Source organism: Bythopirellula goksoeyrii, assembly GCF_008065115.1.
In the GTDB taxonomy this organism is placed as follows: Bacteria; Planctomycetota; Planctomycetia; order Pirellulales; family Lacipirellulaceae; genus Bythopirellula; species Bythopirellula goksoeyrii.
The window spans coordinates 2,920,525-2,938,725 of the sequence record NZ_CP042913.1; the positions used below are offsets into that span (position 1 = coordinate 2,920,525).

The 18,201-nt window shown below is 48.9% G+C and carries 20 protein-coding genes; 8 read left to right on the forward strand and 12 right to left on the reverse strand.

Annotated features, from left to right (window positions below; translation table 11 throughout):
* Nucleotides 1-121: 121 nt before the first annotated feature.
* Together Pr1d_RS11505 and Pr1d_RS11510 are read right to left on the reverse strand one after the other, a co-directional pair.
* Nucleotides 122-334 (reverse strand): hypothetical protein, encoded by a 213-nt coding sequence (locus Pr1d_RS11505; RefSeq protein WP_148073662.1) that lies wholly within the window; start codon nt 332-334, stop codon nt 122-124.
* Between the two features lie 182 nt (nt 335-516).
* Nucleotides 517-1,566: a formylglycine-generating enzyme family protein gene (locus Pr1d_RS11510; protein ID WP_148073663.1), complete on the reverse strand. Its 1,050-nt coding sequence runs from the start codon at nt 1,564-1,566 to the stop codon at nt 517-519.
* Nucleotides 1,567-2,375: 809 nt separating this feature from the next.
* On the opposite strand from Pr1d_RS11510, the gene Pr1d_RS11515 reads away from it, so the two are divergent.
* The 8 genes from Pr1d_RS11515 (at nt 2,376) to Pr1d_RS11555 (ending at nt 7,651) form a co-directional block, all read left to right on the forward strand.
* The gene (locus Pr1d_RS11515; protein WP_148073664.1) at nt 2,376-2,870 is read left to right on the forward strand and encodes a hypothetical protein; all 495 of its coding nucleotides are present in this window, start codon (nt 2,376-2,378) and stop codon (nt 2,868-2,870) included.
* Nucleotides 2,871-3,343: 473 nt separating this feature from the next.
* Nucleotides 3,344-3,562: a helix-turn-helix transcriptional regulator gene (locus Pr1d_RS11520; protein WP_148073665.1), complete on the forward strand. Its 219-nt coding sequence runs from the start codon at nt 3,344-3,346 to the stop codon at nt 3,560-3,562.
* Nucleotides 3,552-3,776, forward strand: coding sequence for a helix-turn-helix domain-containing protein (locus Pr1d_RS11525; RefSeq protein ID WP_148073666.1), 225 nt, complete (start codon nt 3,552-3,554; stop codon nt 3,774-3,776). The genes Pr1d_RS11520 and Pr1d_RS11525 overlap by 11 nt, the downstream gene beginning before the upstream one ends.
* Before the next feature lie 83 nt (nt 3,777-3,859).
* Entirely contained in the window at nt 3,860-4,120 is a 261-nt protein-coding gene (locus Pr1d_RS11530) for a hypothetical protein (RefSeq protein ID WP_148073667.1), read from the forward strand.
* Nucleotides 4,117-4,422: a hypothetical protein gene (locus Pr1d_RS11535; RefSeq protein WP_148073668.1), complete on the forward strand. Its 306-nt coding sequence runs from the start codon at nt 4,117-4,119 to the stop codon at nt 4,420-4,422. Before Pr1d_RS11530 ends, Pr1d_RS11535 begins: the two co-directional genes overlap by 4 nt.
* Nucleotides 4,419-5,756 carry an AAA family ATPase gene (locus tag Pr1d_RS11540; protein ID WP_148073669.1) on the forward strand — a complete coding sequence of 446 codons (1,338 nt, stop codon included), beginning with the start codon at nt 4,419-4,421 and terminating at the stop codon, nt 5,754-5,756. Before Pr1d_RS11535 ends, Pr1d_RS11540 begins: the two co-directional genes overlap by 4 nt.
* Before the next feature lie 378 nt (nt 5,757-6,134).
* Entirely contained in the window at nt 6,135-6,338 is a 204-nt protein-coding gene (locus Pr1d_RS26665; RefSeq protein WP_148073671.1) for a helix-turn-helix domain-containing protein, read from the forward strand.
* A 2-nt stretch (nt 6,339-6,340) separates the two neighbouring features.
* Nucleotides 6,341-7,651: a tyrosine-type recombinase/integrase gene (locus Pr1d_RS11555; protein WP_148073672.1), complete on the forward strand. Its 1,311-nt coding sequence runs from the start codon at nt 6,341-6,343 to the stop codon at nt 7,649-7,651.
* Nucleotides 7,652-8,789: 1,138 nt separating this feature from the next.
* Here Pr1d_RS11555 and Pr1d_RS11560 read toward each other — a convergent pair.
* From Pr1d_RS11560 to Pr1d_RS11605, 10 genes are all read right to left on the reverse strand, one after another.
* The gene (locus tag Pr1d_RS11560) at nt 8,790-9,494 is read right to left on the reverse strand and encodes a DUF3800 domain-containing protein (RefSeq protein WP_148073673.1); all 705 of its coding nucleotides are present in this window, start codon (nt 9,492-9,494) and stop codon (nt 8,790-8,792) included.
* Between the two features lie 467 nt (nt 9,495-9,961).
* Nucleotides 9,962-10,582 carry an SOS response-associated peptidase gene (locus Pr1d_RS11565; protein ID WP_148073674.1) on the reverse strand — a complete coding sequence of 207 codons (621 nt, stop codon included), beginning with the start codon at nt 10,580-10,582 and terminating at the stop codon, nt 9,962-9,964.
* 9 nt (nt 10,583-10,591) lie between these two features.
* Nucleotides 10,592-10,855 (reverse strand): response regulator transcription factor, encoded by a 264-nt coding sequence (locus Pr1d_RS11570; protein WP_168205185.1) that lies wholly within the window; start codon nt 10,853-10,855, stop codon nt 10,592-10,594.
* A gap of 10 nt (nt 10,856-10,865) precedes the next feature.
* Nucleotides 10,866-12,014 (reverse strand): S1/P1 nuclease, encoded by a 1,149-nt coding sequence (locus Pr1d_RS11575; protein WP_168205186.1) that lies wholly within the window; start codon nt 12,012-12,014, stop codon nt 10,866-10,868.
* A 434-nt stretch (nt 12,015-12,448) separates the two neighbouring features.
* Nucleotides 12,449-13,138, reverse strand: coding sequence for a PH domain-containing protein (locus Pr1d_RS11580; RefSeq protein ID WP_148073677.1), 690 nt, complete (start codon nt 13,136-13,138; stop codon nt 12,449-12,451).
* Between the two features lie 91 nt (nt 13,139-13,229).
* Nucleotides 13,230-14,135, reverse strand: coding sequence for a PDZ domain-containing protein (locus Pr1d_RS11585; protein ID WP_148073678.1), 906 nt, complete (start codon nt 14,133-14,135; stop codon nt 13,230-13,232).
* A gap of 57 nt (nt 14,136-14,192) precedes the next feature.
* Complete coding sequence (locus Pr1d_RS11590; protein ID WP_148073679.1) at nt 14,193-15,038, reverse strand: hypothetical protein; 846 nt, start codon at nt 15,036-15,038, stop codon at nt 14,193-14,195.
* Nucleotides 15,039-15,089: 51 nt separating this feature from the next.
* A complete protein-coding gene (locus Pr1d_RS11595) occupies nt 15,090-15,896 on the reverse strand; it encodes a coiled-coil domain-containing protein (RefSeq protein ID WP_168205187.1) in 807 nt (268 codons plus the stop codon).
* Nucleotides 15,886-16,623 (reverse strand): MotA/TolQ/ExbB proton channel family protein, encoded by a 738-nt coding sequence (locus Pr1d_RS11600; protein WP_238476690.1) that lies wholly within the window; start codon nt 16,621-16,623, stop codon nt 15,886-15,888. Before Pr1d_RS11600 ends, Pr1d_RS11595 begins: the two co-directional genes overlap by 11 nt.
* A gap of 180 nt (nt 16,624-16,803) precedes the next feature.
* Nucleotides 16,804-18,189: a GYF domain-containing protein gene (locus Pr1d_RS11605; protein ID WP_148073681.1), complete on the reverse strand. Its 1,386-nt coding sequence runs from the start codon at nt 18,187-18,189 to the stop codon at nt 16,804-16,806.
* Nucleotides 18,190-18,201: the final 12 nt, after the last annotated feature.

Sequence of the window (18,201 nt, forward strand, 5' to 3'; positions counted from 1 at the left end):
GGAAATGAGGGAGAGGTACGAGGAACAGCAGCGGCGACTGGCTTGCCCGAGTTGTGGGGAGGAAGCGTTTACGGGGTAGACGCGTCCATGTCGGCCTCATGTCGTAAAACACAATCTATGGTCAGGCTACGTCCCAGAGGATTACTTGCTCTCTTTCCTTCGCTCCGGGCAAGTCTTTACCCGTGTAAAAGAGTTCCGGTGTGGATTCCGCAGAAACAACCTCAGGCACTGGTTCTACGCAGAACAGTGATCGCTGCCCCGGAAGGTACTTGGGAGTTCGATTACCTACTCTGCTGTTATCCATTTGAGTTTGCCGAGAGTGGGAATCGGTCATCTTCGTTCCTCCTGATTGCGAAGACTTCGGCGGATCTTGATTGGCGCGGGTCGGTTATATCGTCCCGAAAGTGCGACCGGCAAGATGTACATCGGTGCGCTTAAAAATGCAGGGAAAGCTAGGAACCTGGCAAGGAGGAGGGATCTCTCGCAAAGGTAATCTAATTTTGTGTCTTGCTCCCACTACTTCGAGTGATTGTTGCAGTGGTACCAATCCCGTCGCTGTCGGACACGCAACATATTTAAAGAGTTGCAAATTAGAACCAATATGATTGTGCTGGGTTCGGGAATAGCACTTGCAATACGAAAGCCATTAGCCCCGCTGTTTTCAGAGGATGGTTCCCCGCTTCCCCTTGTCGATGCCAACAAAGTAAAAGAGGCCTCATCCCATCCACCACCCCGAACAACTCTCTGATTAGAGTCATAAATCGTATCAGTCCACTCTCTTACATTGCCCCCTTGGTCAAAAGTACCGTAGGGACTGAAGGCCAGCGAATATGCACCTACTTCAGACAGGTGATTGGCAGTGGAATTATTGGGTCCGGGGATTGCGAAGAAGTCGTTGTATCCGTTCGCAATGCCGTCATCCTTAATAAAATTTGCCACATTTGAGTTGTCAGGACTGTTCAGGCTAGTTGGATCGTCTGAATAAGGCTCGGTATCAGTGGAAGTCGGATAATCCCAGTAGTTGCCCGTGTTGCCATCATTCTTGTGGTAGGCCGCTTTGTACCATTCGTTTTCACTGGGGATAAAGTAAGAAGCCGATTGACTGCGGACTTCGCTCAGGCCGTCCGAGATAGTATAAACGCCCGTTTCAGTGTCGCCACTGCCTTGATTGTTTTCTAGCCAGTTCACGAACCGCATCGAATCTAGAAAAGAAACAAAAACTACCGGATACTCTCCATAGTTCGGTTTGACGACATACTTCATTCCAGGTGGTTGATTAGAGTCGAAAAGAATTCCGCCAGCCCCTTCGGTAGTCATGTTTGGATTGTATAGAGCTAACAAGTTCTCGCCATTTGAATCAACTGAGTTAAGAAAATTAGTGTATTGAGTGTTCGTTACTTCGTATTTGCTGATGCGGTACGTGTAGGTCACATCGCCGAATCCAGTCGAGTCTGATTGATTGCCTGGATTGCCAACTGTGACCCAGTCGAAAGCAACTTCTCCTCTTGTGGAGAGGATACAGGAGGTAAATGGCACAAGAAAAGAGATTATTGCAGCACGAAACATAATCTAGCCTCTAGAATGCGAAAGGACTGCTCTTCATTGCTGCCGTATTGTAGCTAGTTACTTTCCTTATTTCTAAACAATTCCCTCAGAATTGAGAAAGTTCAAGGATTAGTGGGTTTTCTGGCAGTATTTTCACCCCCTCTACCGATTCCGAATCTCTGGTATAATCAGCGGTGGGTACTTTGTCTCAAACTGAAGAGACCTTTCATGCGTTTCCTAATTCCCCCTCATTTTGTTCTGGGAATGGCTAGAGTAGACCGCAAACTTCGCCGGTAACTGAGCGGTCGTAAGGTCCCCTCAGTCCGCAGCAAGGCTATCCTGGCCTTGAATGAGGCATTGAATACACATCGCTTCCGCGACATAACTGGCTCTCCTGATAGATAAATCGACAAGGCTTCTACACCTTATCAGGCTGTCCAGATTTCGGAGTCGTCCTCAATCAAAAGCAACTGCCTGAGAGTCGCTTTCTTTGACTGTTCTCCCAGAACGTGTCCATCGGAGTTCGCCACTGGATGTGTTCACAATTGTGCGACCATCGCCCGAAGGCTTCCATTCCCCAACAAATAGTTGATAAAAAAGGATCGTTACGGCTATGCCAGCCGCAAAGGCAATTGCTGCAATTCTGATGTCATTTTTGCCATGTATCATTTGAAACTCACTGCATCTTGCAAGTTGAGAAACTGGATTTATACCAGAATCTAGTTGCTTTCCTTTGCATATAATGAAGTTTGATTTCTTGGATTCAGTATCTCACAGAAGATCACGAACTTGCAACTACTTCAATTCATACTAACGGAGCATTATGGACCATGCAGGAATCTAAAGCTTTAATCATGGAACGGCTGCGTCGGGAAGGCCGCTGGGATGAGGCATCCCTCTTCAAGGATCAAACGATCAAGGAACTCCGGGCAGCTGGCAAGACTCGCAGGGAGGCTGGAGAACTCGCCTGGGCGGAGATGGCAAGAAAGTATCCTCCTGTTAATCAAGCGAACGAGGGCAGCGATCTAGGGGTTCTGGACCCTACTGAGGAAGATCTGCCCAATAGCTCACCAGCTACGTTTGTCGGGGATGCGTTCTGGGTCTACAACTCGATTGGCAGGGCGACTGTGGTATCTGCAAGTGCGCCAAGTGCTGGGGCCTGGGCCTTGCTCAGATGGGCCAAGCGGAATGAGGATCGATTCTTTGAGCAGATTCTGCCCAAGGCCTTACAGCTCAGCACTAAGCTTGAGTCGGAGCAAGAATCCCTCGATCAGGAGGATAAAGAGTTGGGCGAACTCGAAGAACTGCTGGGGTGTTCTGTCTGAGGAGCAGCAAGGGGCATGGCGTAGGTGTCGCGCGATTGCTCCAGACGGTAGATCCCCTACTCATCAGGGCGCGGGCGCGTATAGATTGTACCCAAGGCTAAACTTTTGGTCAAAGACCTCGGTGCATACTTGACAGTGCGAGCACATTCCGCTAGGATGAGGGTATATTCCAAGTCGGACGGGAACGAACAAATCAGCGATGTAACCTTGAGCCGCTGCTTGTCTCCTGGTGATCTGACTGGATGGCTACCTTAGCGTCAGGCAACTGAGCCGTTGACAAGGAGCGGAAAGCTCAGGTAGGGATAGAGGCTGATTTGGCGACCGATTCATCCGTCAAATAAACAGTGCCTATCAACAGTTGAAAGGGTGGATGCGCGAAGTGTGCATTCATTTACAAACTTTCCGTTGTTGATTAGCGCTGTATTTTTTTGCGCTCTTCCACAGCGGGTGAACCCCCGTTTCGGAGAAACGCAATGTCTTCAAAAAGCCCAACGATTCTTCTCACCCGCCGACAAGTGGCTGAGGCAATGAATCTATCAGAGCGTTATGTTTTCACACTAACAAAACGCGGTGTGCTCCCCCAAATTCGGCTCGGTAGATCCGTGCGCTACCGTGTAAAAGATGTCGAAAAGGCTACATCGTTACTGATTGCAGAGCAGCAGGATTCGCAAGGAGGACACAATGAGTATTAGCATCGAATCAAGTTCAATTGAACAACAATCCATACCGTCAGCACTTTTGAACGAACATCAAGTCTGCCGCTATTTGGGCAATGTTTCTGCCAAGCATCTCTACAACCTACGGAAACGCGGCGACCTGCCATTCGTCTCTGTCGGACGCAGGATCTTGTATAGCCGAATCGCTCTTGATAGATGGATAGAAGAGCGTCAGCAGCAAAGTAAATAACCAATTCACCTTCCCGTTGTGGGCCAAAGGAAATGGGCCGGCTGTGACGGCAGCAACGGGCCAAGTAAAAGGAGCACAAGGACGTGCGCGAATATTATACACAATCACGGAAGAAACCACCAACTAATGGGCAAAAAAGAGAATCGGGTCTTGTCCCATTTCCACTTTCCAAGATCAAGCCGTCGCCTGAGAACGACAAGCTTTATCGGCAGACTGATCCTAATGGTGCCGACAACGCAGAGATCGAAGCCGAGCGGAAAGACGCAAGGTTTCTGGCAGGCGTATGGGAGACCGTCAAAGATGTCCTGCAAGACATCGACTTTGACATGGAGGGCGCAGCATGATCGACCTCGTTTCCATCACCGCCAAGTTGCGAACAATCGAAAAAGCTGGGCTGCTTCCTGAATTAGAGCACGAACTATCCCACCAACGGCGGCAGATTCCCGACGATCCCTTTCAAGCTGACCCGTGGTTGCGATGCAATGCCGATTACTTGGCACGCACTACCAGCAGGATCACCGGAGAATCTTTATATCGCTGCCGTAATGCTGCGGTAGAAGTTCTGGCCAATACTAAGGCATCCCATGCGGCAAAGTTGATCGACCGATTCTATCAACGCGTCAGTGGCAGGAGGCAGGCACTATGACCGACCTCCTGAAAATCAAAGTTGGCGGCGATGCTGACTACAAAGGGCATCGTACTGTCTTGCTGACATACGGCGTGTTTGTCCATCGGGACAAGTTTGACTTGGACTCTGAGTTCCAGCGAGACAAGTATCTTGATCGAGTTGTGCCGAAAATTGAACGGCTCATGGATCAAGCCGAGCTATACAAGAACTGTTCGTTTCAAGGGACTCAGACGAATCAGAATTCCCCGGTTGGAATCGAGATCAAGCAAAAGCTGATCGAGGCGCTCGAAGATGCGGAGAATAATCCGCAATCGCTCTGGCAACCCGAGATGACCAGCATGGCCGACATTGCACCAATCGAGCCTGAATGGTTCTGGACTGACTACATCCCCGCCGGCGCTATCACAGTTCTGGATGGTGACCCCGGTCTAGGGAAGTCACAAGCGACTATCGACATCACGGCACGTTGTACCCGTGGCGATGCGATGCCACCCCTATCGGCACCTGATCTGACCTATCCGCCTGGATGCGTGTTGCTCACCAATTGCGAAGATGACCCCGCTAGGGTTATTCGTCCGCGACTTGATGCAGCAGGTGCAAGGATTGATCGTGTCCACCTGCTGCGTGAGATGGATGGATTCGACGGCGCAGAGAAACGACCCGTTTCACTACCGGGAGACCTGGCGACAATCGAAGTGCTGATCGTCGAGAAGAAAATCATTCTCTGGGTAATTGATCCCTGGGTAGCTTACCTGGACGGCAAACTATCCATGAACAACGACTCGGACGTGAGGCGATGCCTTGGACAATTGGCGGCAATGGCAGAGCGGACGGGCGTTGCTGTTCTCTTGGTGAGGCATCTCAATAAGAAAACGGGATCACATGCTATCTATCGTGGCGGCGGTTCCATCGGGATCACGGGCGCGGCGAGAAGCGTGCTCATGGTTGGACAAGATCCAGCCGACAGCGATAGCCGCATATTGGCGCCAGTGAAGTCGAATCTTGGACCAGAGCCACCTAGCCTACGGTTCTCTATCGAATCACTCGAAGGCACATCCCGCGTTGTCTGGGGTGACTCCTGCGACGTGAAAGCATGTGACCTACTCAAGCAGGATGGCAAGCCGTCTGGCGGTTCCAAGCAGCAGCAGGCGGAAAGCATCATCAACGACATTCTGGGCAATGGCCCCCGTGGAGAAAACGAAGTATTGCAAGCCTGTGAGGATGCTGGAATTAGCAAGGCGACCTACTGGCGAGCGCGTCAGAAGCTGGAAGTTCAATCTGAGAAAGTCGGTTTCAACGATGGCTGGATGCTGAGTCTACCTAGCAATAACGGAGTCTGCCATGAGTTCTAAGTCACGAAGAATATCAACGAAGGCTATCACCGATGAGAGCCTTCGGAAGCGAAGAGTATCACGAGAGAGTGTTAATGATATCCTTCGATTAAATCAGCGGTTTCACGCAAATAGCAATGAGAGCCTTCGGGGGGCTGAGACTGACGATGCAGCGAAGGCTCTCAAGTCTCACACCCCCCCGGGAACTGACCGGGAAGCCGATCGTCTGGCACGTATCGAACGACTGCTCGGTGACCCTCGGCAAAGCAGTGTCATAGCACGATACTTCGATGATAAGGCTTATCGCGAAGCAACAGTGATTGCTCAAAGAACCAACTCGAACCCACCTAGCAAATAATAATACTTGACAAATAACAAGCACATCCCGATACTACTGTAATGGCAAGACTTATATCAGAGCAGTTGAAAGCAGCAGTGCTCAGGGCGGATTGCAGTTGTTATGCGATTCATCAAGCAACGGGCGTCGATGAGGCCGCTTTGTCTCGGTTCCTCAGTGGCGAACGCGGCCTTTCATTGGCTACAGTCGATAAGCTTGCCGATTTTTTGAACCTGGAATTAGTCGAGAGAAAACGAAAGGGCTAACCATGGCCAGCATCATCCGAGACCGGAATAAGAAAACCAAGGAATACAACGGATGCCGTTCATTGCAATTCATTACCCCGACGGGCAAACGTGATTCCATCCGCCTGGGAAAAATACCCGCCAAGGGAGCAGAGACGATTCGGGCCATGGTGGATGCCATCATTTCGGATCGGCTGTGCCTTAAATCCCATGATCCAGAGGTCTCCGCCTGGATCGGTCGACTTCAGCAGCAAAACCCTTCTCTGTATGACAAACTGGCTGCAAAGGGTGTGCTTCAGTACAGAGAAAAACCCGAGTCGACTACCCTGGGAGCGTTTCTGGATGCCTTCATAAAAACTCAGGGTGTGAAGGTGAAGGCGTCCACGAAGACGGTCTACGGCCATACCAAGCGTTGCCTGATCGAGTATTTCAAGAAGGACAAGCCCCTCGCTGATATCTCTCCGGGTGACGCGGATGAGTGGCGGGCCTGGTTGACGAGTTCACAGAATTTGGCCCCAAACACGGTGCGGCGCCGTTGCGGGATTGCCCGCCAGTTTTTCAAGGCTGCCATTCGCAAGCGACTGTTAACAGAGAATCCATTCGCCGAATTGCAAGAGGGTGTTGCCGTGAAGGGCAACAAGAGCCGAGATTATTTTGTGACCCGCGAGGAAGCCAATAAGGTGCTCAAGGCTTGCCCCGATGATGAATGGCGGTTACTCTTCTCCCTGGCCCGCTACGGTGCGTTACGTTGCCCCTCAGAGATTTTGGCGCTTACCTGGGCGGATATTGACTGGGACAACGAACGAATCACAGTGACGAGTTCCAAGACGGCTCACCATGAAGGGAAGGAATCGCGAGTCATTCCCCTCTTTCCTGAGATTAGGGAATATCTCGACAAGGCTTTTTTCGATCCGGCCAACGAGAACAAGCAGTATGTGATCGCCAATCATCGCAACGCGAATCACCGTACTCGACTAGAGAAGATCATCAAGAGGGCGGGTCTCAAGCCATGGCCGAAATTGTTTCAGAACTTGCGGGCGAGCCGAGCGACGGAATTGGCTTCCGAGTTTCCTGCCCACGTCGCGGCAGAATGGACAGGACATTCCGAAAAAATAGCCCAAGAACACTATTGGAGAGTGACCGATGCTGATTTTGAGAAGGCAACCAGGAAGTGCAAGCAAAAGTGCAAGCAGAAACCGGCGGTAGAGGGCGGGAATGAGCGGGAAGGCGAGACTGCCAATCCTGCTTTTCCTGCTGATTACCTCCCGGTACCGGCTAGTACTTTTGCATTAGTGGGCGATGAGGGACTCGAACCCCCGACATCCACGGTGTAAGCCCAGACTGATCGAAACGCATTAGTGCCATTTCCTTCGGGAATAACAGTACTTTACACACTTTTCGGGTGCATTGCAATCCCTTGCAACCGGTTGCGTTCTTTCTCGGGAAAATGCGGTACTTCAGCCAGACCCTAAAAGTTAAAACGGTACATACCGGATTATCTGGGAAGCAAAGTAGGCGATTGCATCACTCGCCTTCGATCTTGTCCCCACCCTCCTTTGCGGTGTCGGCACATCGATGATGGCTATCGACTGCGAATCATGTCGGGTTTGGAATCACATTGGACTACCGCTGGAGACTTGAGGTGTTCACGTCCAACGACGATCTAACGATTGAATTTGCCAGAGGGTTGAGGCCAGATTTTAATCCCGGTGCCCGGGCTTCAGGTACCATCGGTATAGCGTACTGGTTCAGCTACTCCCATTCAGAGGATTTTCCAGCCAAGTGAAAAGCTCTTTGCCAATAACGATTATTCTGTTATTAAAAGTATGTCTTTTCTGCGTTATTTGTCTGCTAGTAAACTCGATGGCTACTATTTGATCGGATTTCACTTGACTTTGGCCTGCCGACATACGATACTTCCAATAGCTCATCCACCTAGTTGTGGAAGGAGTAACTGGGCCGTCCCTTTGGGGCGGCCTCGGTCATTCTCTGCTATTACTTAGCTGAATTCTTCATTTGCTTTTCTAGCTTAACCCTTTGGTGAGATCGCTCTAGATCATAGGCTGTGACGAGAAATGCGCCGCCACTACGTAAGTCAAGTACAGTAAGATAGGAAAAATCTGGAAGGGTAATTAAAGCTCGCAGTTTTCCTCTATGCGTTTCTTCCCAAGAAAGCACATCATTAGATCCGCAATGGTTTATCATTGCACGTGGCCACAGTATTCGCTGACATCGCTCTGGACGGATATTCCTAAGGTCTTCTGGTCCAGATCCGTTTGATATGATGTGCCAAAAGCCAGAGTGGCGACCATTGATTGGTTGCCCATTGTTCAACCTGACTTTTTTCCCTTTGTAAACGGCTGTATTTGAAATGAAATCGTTACAGAAGTGATTAAAGAGAATGTCCTCGTATTGCTGCCATTTCATATCTCCCTGGTGAACAAGGTCGGGTAGCCAATTGAGTAACAAGTGCTATACCTCTTTGCCGCACCAATGAAATATGTTGACTTTCTGCTCTCGAAGAAGCGTAGGCCGCATTAGATCGTACCCGGATTTCCGACGTACTTGCTCAAGAATCGCTAATTTCGCCTCACTAGTTTCCAATTTTCGGTTTGCATATCCAACACAACCTACCAAAAGATCTGCAAGTTGAAGTTGTTCGATCTCATGAGACCTGACGATTTGGACTCTTTCAATTATGTCTCTGCAGAAATCATAATTTGCGTTTCCAAGGACTTCTTTCAACTTCCGGACTTTAGGGCCGCCCCTTGAATCCTTTATGTCAATGTATATGTGGTATCGCGAAGAGGGGCTAAACAAAACCTTGAGCATGTCAAAGTACATTTTATAGTACCACTGATCGTGGTCTTGGCCGAAGTCGCCATGTCGAAGGTTGGTTTTGTCTGCAACTAATGCACGGAAATGTAGATTTCCTTGCTGAAAAAAATAGTCGATCAACGACAAATAGAAATCCACTTTTGAAGGTGTGACTTTAGTCCACTTGATTTCAAACCAAGGAGGCAAATCATGTTTTACTTTGATTTCCCTAATCTCGCTTGCGATCATGGATGCCTCTCTTAGTGGGCACCAGATAGCACCTAACACCATAGCGCAAGCACCATCGCTTTCTAAATGGCAACTTTCATCGCAGTAGATGTTGAATGTCTGCTTCTGCATAAATATCTTCTGGAGAGCGACTAGCATCTCTGTTGATGCAAGAGTCCTATAATTTGATTTGAGTCGATCTTTCGTGTGAGTTCGACTACTCCCAGTCTTCATTTACTTTGAACGCGGCGTTTGACAGCCCTTGGAAGTACGTCCCTTGCTCAAGTACAGGCCTTACCTTCAGCGACAATGTTACTTCGGCCCTTTCCACTCTAGTTGGCCTAATGGGAAGTTAGGACGCTCATGCGCACTTCGGGGGGGATCTAAGGTGCTCCGCGTTTTTTTACCATTGGATTATCGTATTTCACAAAAACGTTCGTCAACCCTATTGCAGCGTCGATGAAATGCATTGCAATAAATACTTTTTTCGCAAAGAATAAAGCACTTCTTAGGAACTCCAACCGTTACTCGTTTGCACGTTCCCGCATACCACGACTATACAGAGCGGCAGTACGTTAAGTGCATTAGTGGGATTCTCGTCACGATTTCTCACCAAACAGAAACGTCCCATCGGCTGACGGTAGCAACAGGCCGTTCAATGGCTCTCGTTCAACTACCTCCGAATCGAGCCAAGATGCTTGATCGACCTCCTCTATGAGAACGACCGGCATTCTGTGATGCCCCACCTCTCTGATTTCAGCGTTCGGATTTGTAGTAACTATTGTGCAACTCTCGATAACCTCACCGTCCCCCTGCCAGTGCTCCCACAATCCAGCAAAGACAAACGGCTCGTTGTCTGGCAGGTAGAAGTAGTGGCCCCTTTCCATGAACTCAGTGGCAGGAATCAGACATCGGCGACTCTTGAAAGCAGCCCGAAAAGTTGGCTTCGAGTGGATAGTCTCCCCTCGGGCATTGAAGCATTTTCGCTGAAAGGCTTTGCGGGAAGTCTTCCGGCCTGAGGGTTTCCACCAGAACGGCAGCAGCCCCCACTCCATTGGCACAATCTCACGGTTGCCTGAATCATCTAAGCGAATCACGGGAATTTGGCTGAGCGGGTAGAAGTCGCCAAAGGGCAGGGGGAGTTGGTCGTCGGCAATGGTAGCCTTGAACTGCTTGGCGAGTTGCCGGGCCTCGTTCAGTAGTCGGAAGTGGTGACACATAAACGATACTCAGTTCCACCCATCGTCCTTACGCCCGCACTTCCGCTTCTCTCTGAGAGTTAGCTTGTCGTTGATCGACGTGAAGCCGTGCTTGATTGCCACTCTTGTTAGCAAGGCGGCTTTGTGGGTGCCAAAGGCTTCCATAGCGGCTGCTCTGTGTTGGAGTACGGTGTGTTTTGAAATGCCGAGAATGGCGGCAGTCTCGGTGACATCACAACCAAGGCTTCTCAGTCTCACTACTTCGGCTTGCCGAGGGGATAAATGCGGTTTCATGCGATTGCTGTCAGCCTCCACAGATCCCGCAAGGCTTGCCCTCATCTGGTCTGCAATGCCTGCCGCGTTTAGTATTCTTGAAGTTCGTACAACTTGGATTGTGCCGGACGTTTGAACTTGTATTGAGCCAATAGCCGGTTGTAGGAGAAGACGAGATGTCAGCCTTGGCGTTTACCCTGCTGGTCGGTTCAGCAGCAAGCGGACTCCGGTCCTCCACCTCAGAATCATACGCTGGCTCAGTTGTCTGATTCTTAGCAATGTGTTCTTGCTTGCCCCCGAGCATGGCACCTAAACGCAACCCGGCAGCAACTACCCTAGCCCTGGCGTGTTCACCTGCCTGCTTGTAGTAAGATTCTGGAAGTACAATCGGCGGTATATCTTCAGTCCCTTCGATCGCATTCAGGATTGCATCGTCGTAGGCATACTCCACTGCAAGCTTGTGGCTCTCTTGAATCCAATCGAAAATATTCCCGGTCGTATCGACTTCCCAGAATTCAGGCTGAGACTTTAGTTGGAATACCTTCAGTCTCACGTTGTTTAGTGTGTGAGATCGACCGATGAAGTTATCCCAAACGGAATGAAGGTTTTGGCCTTTCGCAAGCTTGATCGAGTTGCCTCCTCGATCACCTTTGGAGAATCGCTCCGAGAATAAGGCCGTCGAGTGCATCGGCTGGTGAGCATCGCCAACCAGGTGCAAGAGCCAAGAGTAGGCGAGGGCCTTTTCTTGTGGGGGAGCTTCGCTGTTGATGACGCTTTCACAGAAGTTGGTGGCCTGCATCACATTCCAAGAAATCGACTTGGAATCCTTGGGATTAGTCGCAAGGTTTGTTTTCCCTTCCCCGATTGGAAAGTTCACATAGTGCCAGATTGGCTTATCGAACTTGTCGCGATCTGGCCCTCGAATCCCTCGGGCAATATCCGGCCACGTTGCTGCATGTAGGAATATCTCTTGATCGGTTTCCAGGTCTCTGAAGTCTTCAGCGTAACGGGGATGGCGTTTGAGAGTGTCGGCAATCTCAGATTGCTTCTCTGGCGAGAGAGTTTGCCAAGCTATTTCGGCAATGACTTTGTGGCCGAGAGCGTTCCAGGCGTGTGCAACCGGGGGGCAGAACGCCAGAGTGGCTATCAGACTGGTAATTATTCGTTGAAGGGGACTCATGCTCACCATTCTCAACACGATCAGGGCGTATCGCAAGAATCAAACGCATAGTATCAGCCGTAATGCAAGCTAACGCCTTGCGCAGTCTCTCAGGACGCAAAACACAAGATTTTGCAAAACCTTATTTCCACCTGCATTCCTTCGGTTACCATCGCTATAGCGTATTATTTCACCTGTCGGTTTTAACGCGGCCATCATTGGCCAATTCCAAAGCGCGCGCTGACAGCTCTCCCTAGACTTCCATTGTCTACCACTTACCTCCGTAGTAGCATTCCGACCTTATCTTCCTTATGGGACTCGTGTTAGTCGCTAGAGGCATCCATCTTCGCATTCTTAGATACGTAGTCGGAGAAGAAGACCTACTTGAATTCACTTGGGGGACTAATACATATATCATAACTATCCATAGTACTTGCATGTGAGCAAGTTTCGGATCAAGGACGGTAGCCATCCACTGTTTCTTTTACGTGTTCTGGGTTCTTGATGCCTTTGACCATGATCTCCACTTCACCGTGCCCTGCGCTGGCTATCGAGAGACTTCCGACACTCAACAGACGCTGAATCATGGACTGATCGATCTGTAGTAGTCGCACGTCAGAGTGCCTCACTTCCCGCGTTCGTTTTGATAAAATACCGTGCCTTAGAATAGAACGCCTGTTTGTGATCTTAAGCGAAGTAGTGAGTTTCTCGAAGTGCCATTTTGCGAGAAGCAACAACCCAGCAGCCGGAATTCCCCACACCCAAGGCAAAGACTGACCCGTACTCGGATCTTCCGCTACCGAAGCCAGGACAATTCCTATAAAGATCAAGAAACATACAAGGACGTATTTGATCGGTCTTGTGCGAAAAGTAGATGGCCTGACCACCAATAAGTCCTGTTCCTTTGCCGTATTGCCTCGACCAGAATCACTGAACACTTCCTGGACGACTTGTTGCTTTGGTGGATCAGGTAGAGGTGGCGCAGACGGCTCGACCGTTGCCGCTATTGGAATAGGAGGCATAGCAGTCAACTCAGGAATTCTCAACACGTTACCACAACCAGGGCATTTTGCTTTTTGGCCAGCGTACTTGTCGGAAGCCTTGATCGTTTTGTCGCAATTCAGGCAATTCACTTTGATCGGCATGACCAGCTTTCTTTATGTTGAAAAGTTCACTTTAATTGGATACTCGCACCAACGCAAAACTGCCTGAAACTAACAATGAGCAGTTGCCATCTTAATTACCACGCTGATATTGAAGATACTCTAAAAGTACTTTAATCTCAGATAATTCTGTGTGACTTAATTCGTGCTCTTCCCTAAACTTCTTGCCGTGATAGAAAATAGATGCCGATTCACAGTCTTGAAGCAATTTGCAGATTTCCCATATCGAATCGGTGGGTGAATCTGGGTTTCCTACCAAATTGACCCATTCCCAACAAAACTCGTGTGTATTTTCGCGAGTAAATTCGCTGTATTCCGGATCGACTTCTATCTTTTTGCCATCTACAAGAAATGTGAGTGAATCTACAAACAACCAGGTATCCCCTCGATACATGACTTTTATTACTGGGATTTGTATTCCCTCCTTTGATGCAAGCTTCAAAGAGACTCTGTTTGTAGTAAGACCTTGATCAGCATCTTTGTGCGATGTGTACCTAAGCCCAGATAATTTGTCATTACTAGTTACGAGTTGCTTCTTAATCAATTCGAGATAACTTTGAACTGTGATCTCGACTCCCTTTAGAACCCATTTGATTCTACCACCCGAAAACTCTGGGTAGCGAAACACAAGTCGAATCTCATCTCCCACCTTTACTTTCTTAAGCGACGAGTTGACGTCAGTGGCTGACTTTATTTTGACCTTCCCAATCTGAACTATTAGATCACCTATCCTGATCTTTTCTGCAGCTGCATTACTGCCATCGAGTACGTTTACGACCACTGCTCCTTGTCTTCCTGGCCAGTGCATTTGTGTTGGACTTTTTAAAGCTTTAGTGAATAATCTGATTAAGTCAGGGTCTTGTGGAATATCTACAACTGTCATTCCCAGAGCGGGGCGGTTGATGTCATCTTGTTCAGCCGAGCATGGCAGTATTAAGAAGCAAAAAAGACTTGATATGTACAATGCTGTTCTTTTCATCTGGATTACCTTTATGAACAAGCGACGCTTTGTGCAGCTAAATTACCAATGTACTAGTTACTGAACCTGCGGATTCGGCACATACCCCTCGACTACTTCGTCTCCCTGAGAAACCGCGATTAGACGATATTCAAAGCCGCGCTCTACCAAGTAATCGCGGAGGTGTTGAAATTCGAGATAGGAATCATCCCAAATAGAAATCTCAATATGTTTACTCGCAGGATTCTGCTTGCTCAAGTATTCGAGAAGTCTTTTTGAAAGTTTGCCTCCTTGGACTATGGGAATCCCACGATATGGCTTTGGAGTGATCGTCAAGTATTTTCCTGAATTATCTAGCACAACAAAATCATCGAGATTGAATTCACCATCTGGGTCACGAGATAGGTACCATCTGCCATATCGAACAGTTGCTGGAATGTGCGCTTTAGAACTGGCTTTTTCTTCAGGGAAAGGAGAATTTATCTTTCGTCTCGCTCGTTCTTCTTCAAGACTTTTTTGGGTGATCTCCAATGCAGATCCCAATTCCTCGATCTCCGCTTCCAATAGTTCGCCTTTCTCATCAAGTGAGTTTAGTTGACCTTGTAAGCGTGAGATAGTTTCGAGAATTGAGGATTTATCCCTGATCAACTCGCTTTTTGATTGCCTTAGTGCAGCGAGCTTCGATAGCGTAGATTCTAAGGTGGGATCAGCAAGATTAGAGGCTATTGCTTCGCGCGCTTCGACTTCCAGGTTCAGTGAGGATACTTTTGCTTCAATATCTTGAAGAGTACTACGGAGCTCAGACAGAGTGGCTTGGCTGATGTTAGGTACATCTTCGTGAACCTTACTGGTGTTTTGCAATAGTACGACAACTAGGAGGGCTAAGAATAGAATGCCACCAAACGCATTGGTGATCGTATCCAACAGCAGTTCGAGACTGCTGTCGTTGTGAAAGTATCGTCGTTGTGCCATGATTCACCCCGCGCCCTGTTCAGCATCAATGGCAATTTTATCAGCAGGCAACAAATCGTAACCAATCTTGAACCCCTTGTCCTTTAACTTCTGGGAAAGAGTTCTGAAAGAATCGGTTGTCCCAGGATGGACGATGATCACAAATCGGACTCGAGAAGATGATTGCCTACCAGCCCAACTAAGAAAAGCGGACTCTGCTCCTGGGCTGGGAAATCTCTCTGGCGGAGATTTCTTTCCTGCCTGGGCTGCTAGAATATCCGATCCAAACAGTTCCACTAAGTAGACTTGACGACCACCAACATCCGATTGGTTATAAAAGACACGTTGTGAATTCTTCAATTCGGTCAGCTCCGCCTCAACTGCCGCCAGTTCCTTCTGTTTTGTTTTCAGAGATTCGACTTCAGGGTTTCGATTTGTCCAATCAGCTTTCGCCGTCTTTAACAAGTCCCGCAACTCTGTTTCTTGCGAATGCAATTGAGAAATCTTATTTCGCAACAGAGTGCTTTCTTCCGAGAGTGCTGCCAATTCAGAAGTAGCCGATCGATTCGTGAAATTTCCCAAATCGCTATCCAAACCGCTGTGCGAGTTAAGGTAACTCGTCAAACTCGACAACCGAGTTTCGGCGTTATTGATGTCTTCTTTCAGCTGAGCCGCTTCCTTCGCATTTGTTGCCGAAGGTTTGGCAAGTGTTCGAGTTGTAAGCTCAAGAGCCAACAACAAAGTCATCAACATTATTACTCCTGTAACAGAAGTAATAATGTCCTGAAAAGAGAACAAGGAAAACGGCGGTTGGTAGCGTTTACGTTTCATCTGAATGGAACGGCATGATGCGCAAGCGGTTTACGATGTTGCGTTGACAGTACTCAGTACAGCTATCCAAAAACTCTTCTTCGTTCTTATGTAAAAAGGTGGTCGCCAATTGCAGACAGAGAGCTGCCACAAGGGCAACCAAGGTCGTGTCAAAGGCGGTCGCCAAACCAGAAGTTACCCCCTTTAGTGCAGTTGTAATTTCGCCCATGTCTTCCGTTGCAGCCATGACTCCCCCAAACCCACTGATGGCATCAGAAAGTCCCAAGACGGTTCCAATAAAACCCAGCACCGGAACTGCCCAAATAAGCCCTCGAATTAACGAGTAGCTGGACTCCATTATGGATTCGTCGTGCTCTGCTTGACTGCGAAGAATCTCATCAACATCCGTGACACGGCCAAGATTGCGCAAATTGGAAAGTGCCACTGCGATTCGATTGAACAAGACAAAATGCTTTGGATCGTCCACTATTTTGTAGATATTCTCGAAGACATCTTCGACCGTCGTCGTGGAAAGTACGAAGTCGCTCTCTTGGGGAACGATGACATGATCGAGGCATTTTTGTTGTAGCTTAAGCTTCAGCCCCTTGACGATAAGTATGGCGACTCCCCAACTAGTGGCGAAAACGGAGAAGTACTGTATCGGTCCCCGATTGCAGAAAATATCAACCACGGGGCTTAAATTAGACGGCAGAAACCTAATTCCCATGTAAAACAAGATAGTAAGCAACAGGGCTATCATTCCTGTAAATAAGGATGATGTCCTCGTAAACCGAGCACCTTTCAAACCCAATCGGCACTCTGGGTCAGACCGAAGCCAAGACAGCTTTGCGGGGAGATTATTGTTCATGGGATGTTAGTTGCCTTAGCGATGGAAGATGTACTAGGGATGTTTGATTACTAAATCTGGTCAATGAACATTGGCAGGCTTCGGCTCGTAGGAGCTAACTCGGTCAATCATAGTATCCTCGGATCGAAGGTAGCCCACTAACAGCGCGAGAGAGGTTGCCGCAGCAGCAATGGCCACCCAGGAGTAACTCTCGTCACCAGCGCCAAGATCGTAGAGGCCATGTAAAACAGCGGCAATCAAAACACCTCGAAGTACCCAGCCCCAAGAGTTGTGGCGAGCGTAATAACTAAGGCCCAAGAAATACCCCGCAAGTCCGGCCCAGACCGCATGCAGCAACGGCAAGCTCAGCCAACGCAGCATGAACAAGAACAGCAGCACTCCATATGTTTGAGAACTTGGGTCTGTCGAATTCTCATGCTGGGCTACGTAACCATGGGTGTACGCGACCGCTTCGATCGTGCCAAAAGCTAACCCACTAACAACGCCTAAGAAGCAGTAGGTCCTGGGAAGTTTATCAACTTTCAGGTGTGAGGCGACCACGAGCAGAGCGAGTAGCTTGCCTGATTCTTCTGTAAGTCCCACCCCGAATGTCCAGCCCACGAATCGCTTCAGAAATGATGCCTCACTTGGATTCGTCAAGAAATCTCCCAAAAAGGGCATCACTATCATGCTGCCAATCACAGCACCGAGCATGCCAAGCGTGGCAGTAAAGAGCCAAACTCCAGCCATTCTCCAGGGACTGATGCGACTGGGATCGATGCACCAATGAAAGAACGCAGTCCAGAGCAAAGAGAAATAGAGCGAGAAGGTCAGGGCAGCCCAAGTAAGCTCAAGAGTCTCGATTCCGTGGTACTCCAATGCCACCAACGGAAACAATAATGCAACGGCCAGGCACTGCACCCAGGCCAAGGTCCAACTTCCATCGTTTAATACACCAAACACAGGAAATAGCTCACCCCAACTCATCGCTGACGTGCTGTTTGGAGAGCCAATTCCGCTAGAAGAAATACTTTTTCCTGAGTTGTTGATTAGATCTGTGATGTCAGCAGCAGCCAACCAGTCTGTCATGCCTTGTTTCCATACAAGCGTCGTACTGGCTACCTCCCCGGCGGATGCTTTTGATTGCAGGGCTGCCCATGTGACGGGACCTTTCCGATTGCCGTCGACGGCATAATACCACTCAGCAGGTGGAGGTTGTGGCTGAGGGAGCACTGCCGCTCGATTTCCAGTTTCTTGAGCTTTGGGAATAGTTTTTTGTGGAGATTCAGTCTGCTTCGGCTTCACGAACAAATGGGCAATACTACCGGCATCAGACCAAGTGTATCCATCCAAAGAAACTTCATGCGATCTGCCTAGTTGGCCACGCTGGACGAGCTCGGCGAGTTTTTTTTCATCAAAAGGGCCGTTGACCCTCCCTCGAATTCGCACGTAATAAGAATCGCCCATCTCAAGTGGCCT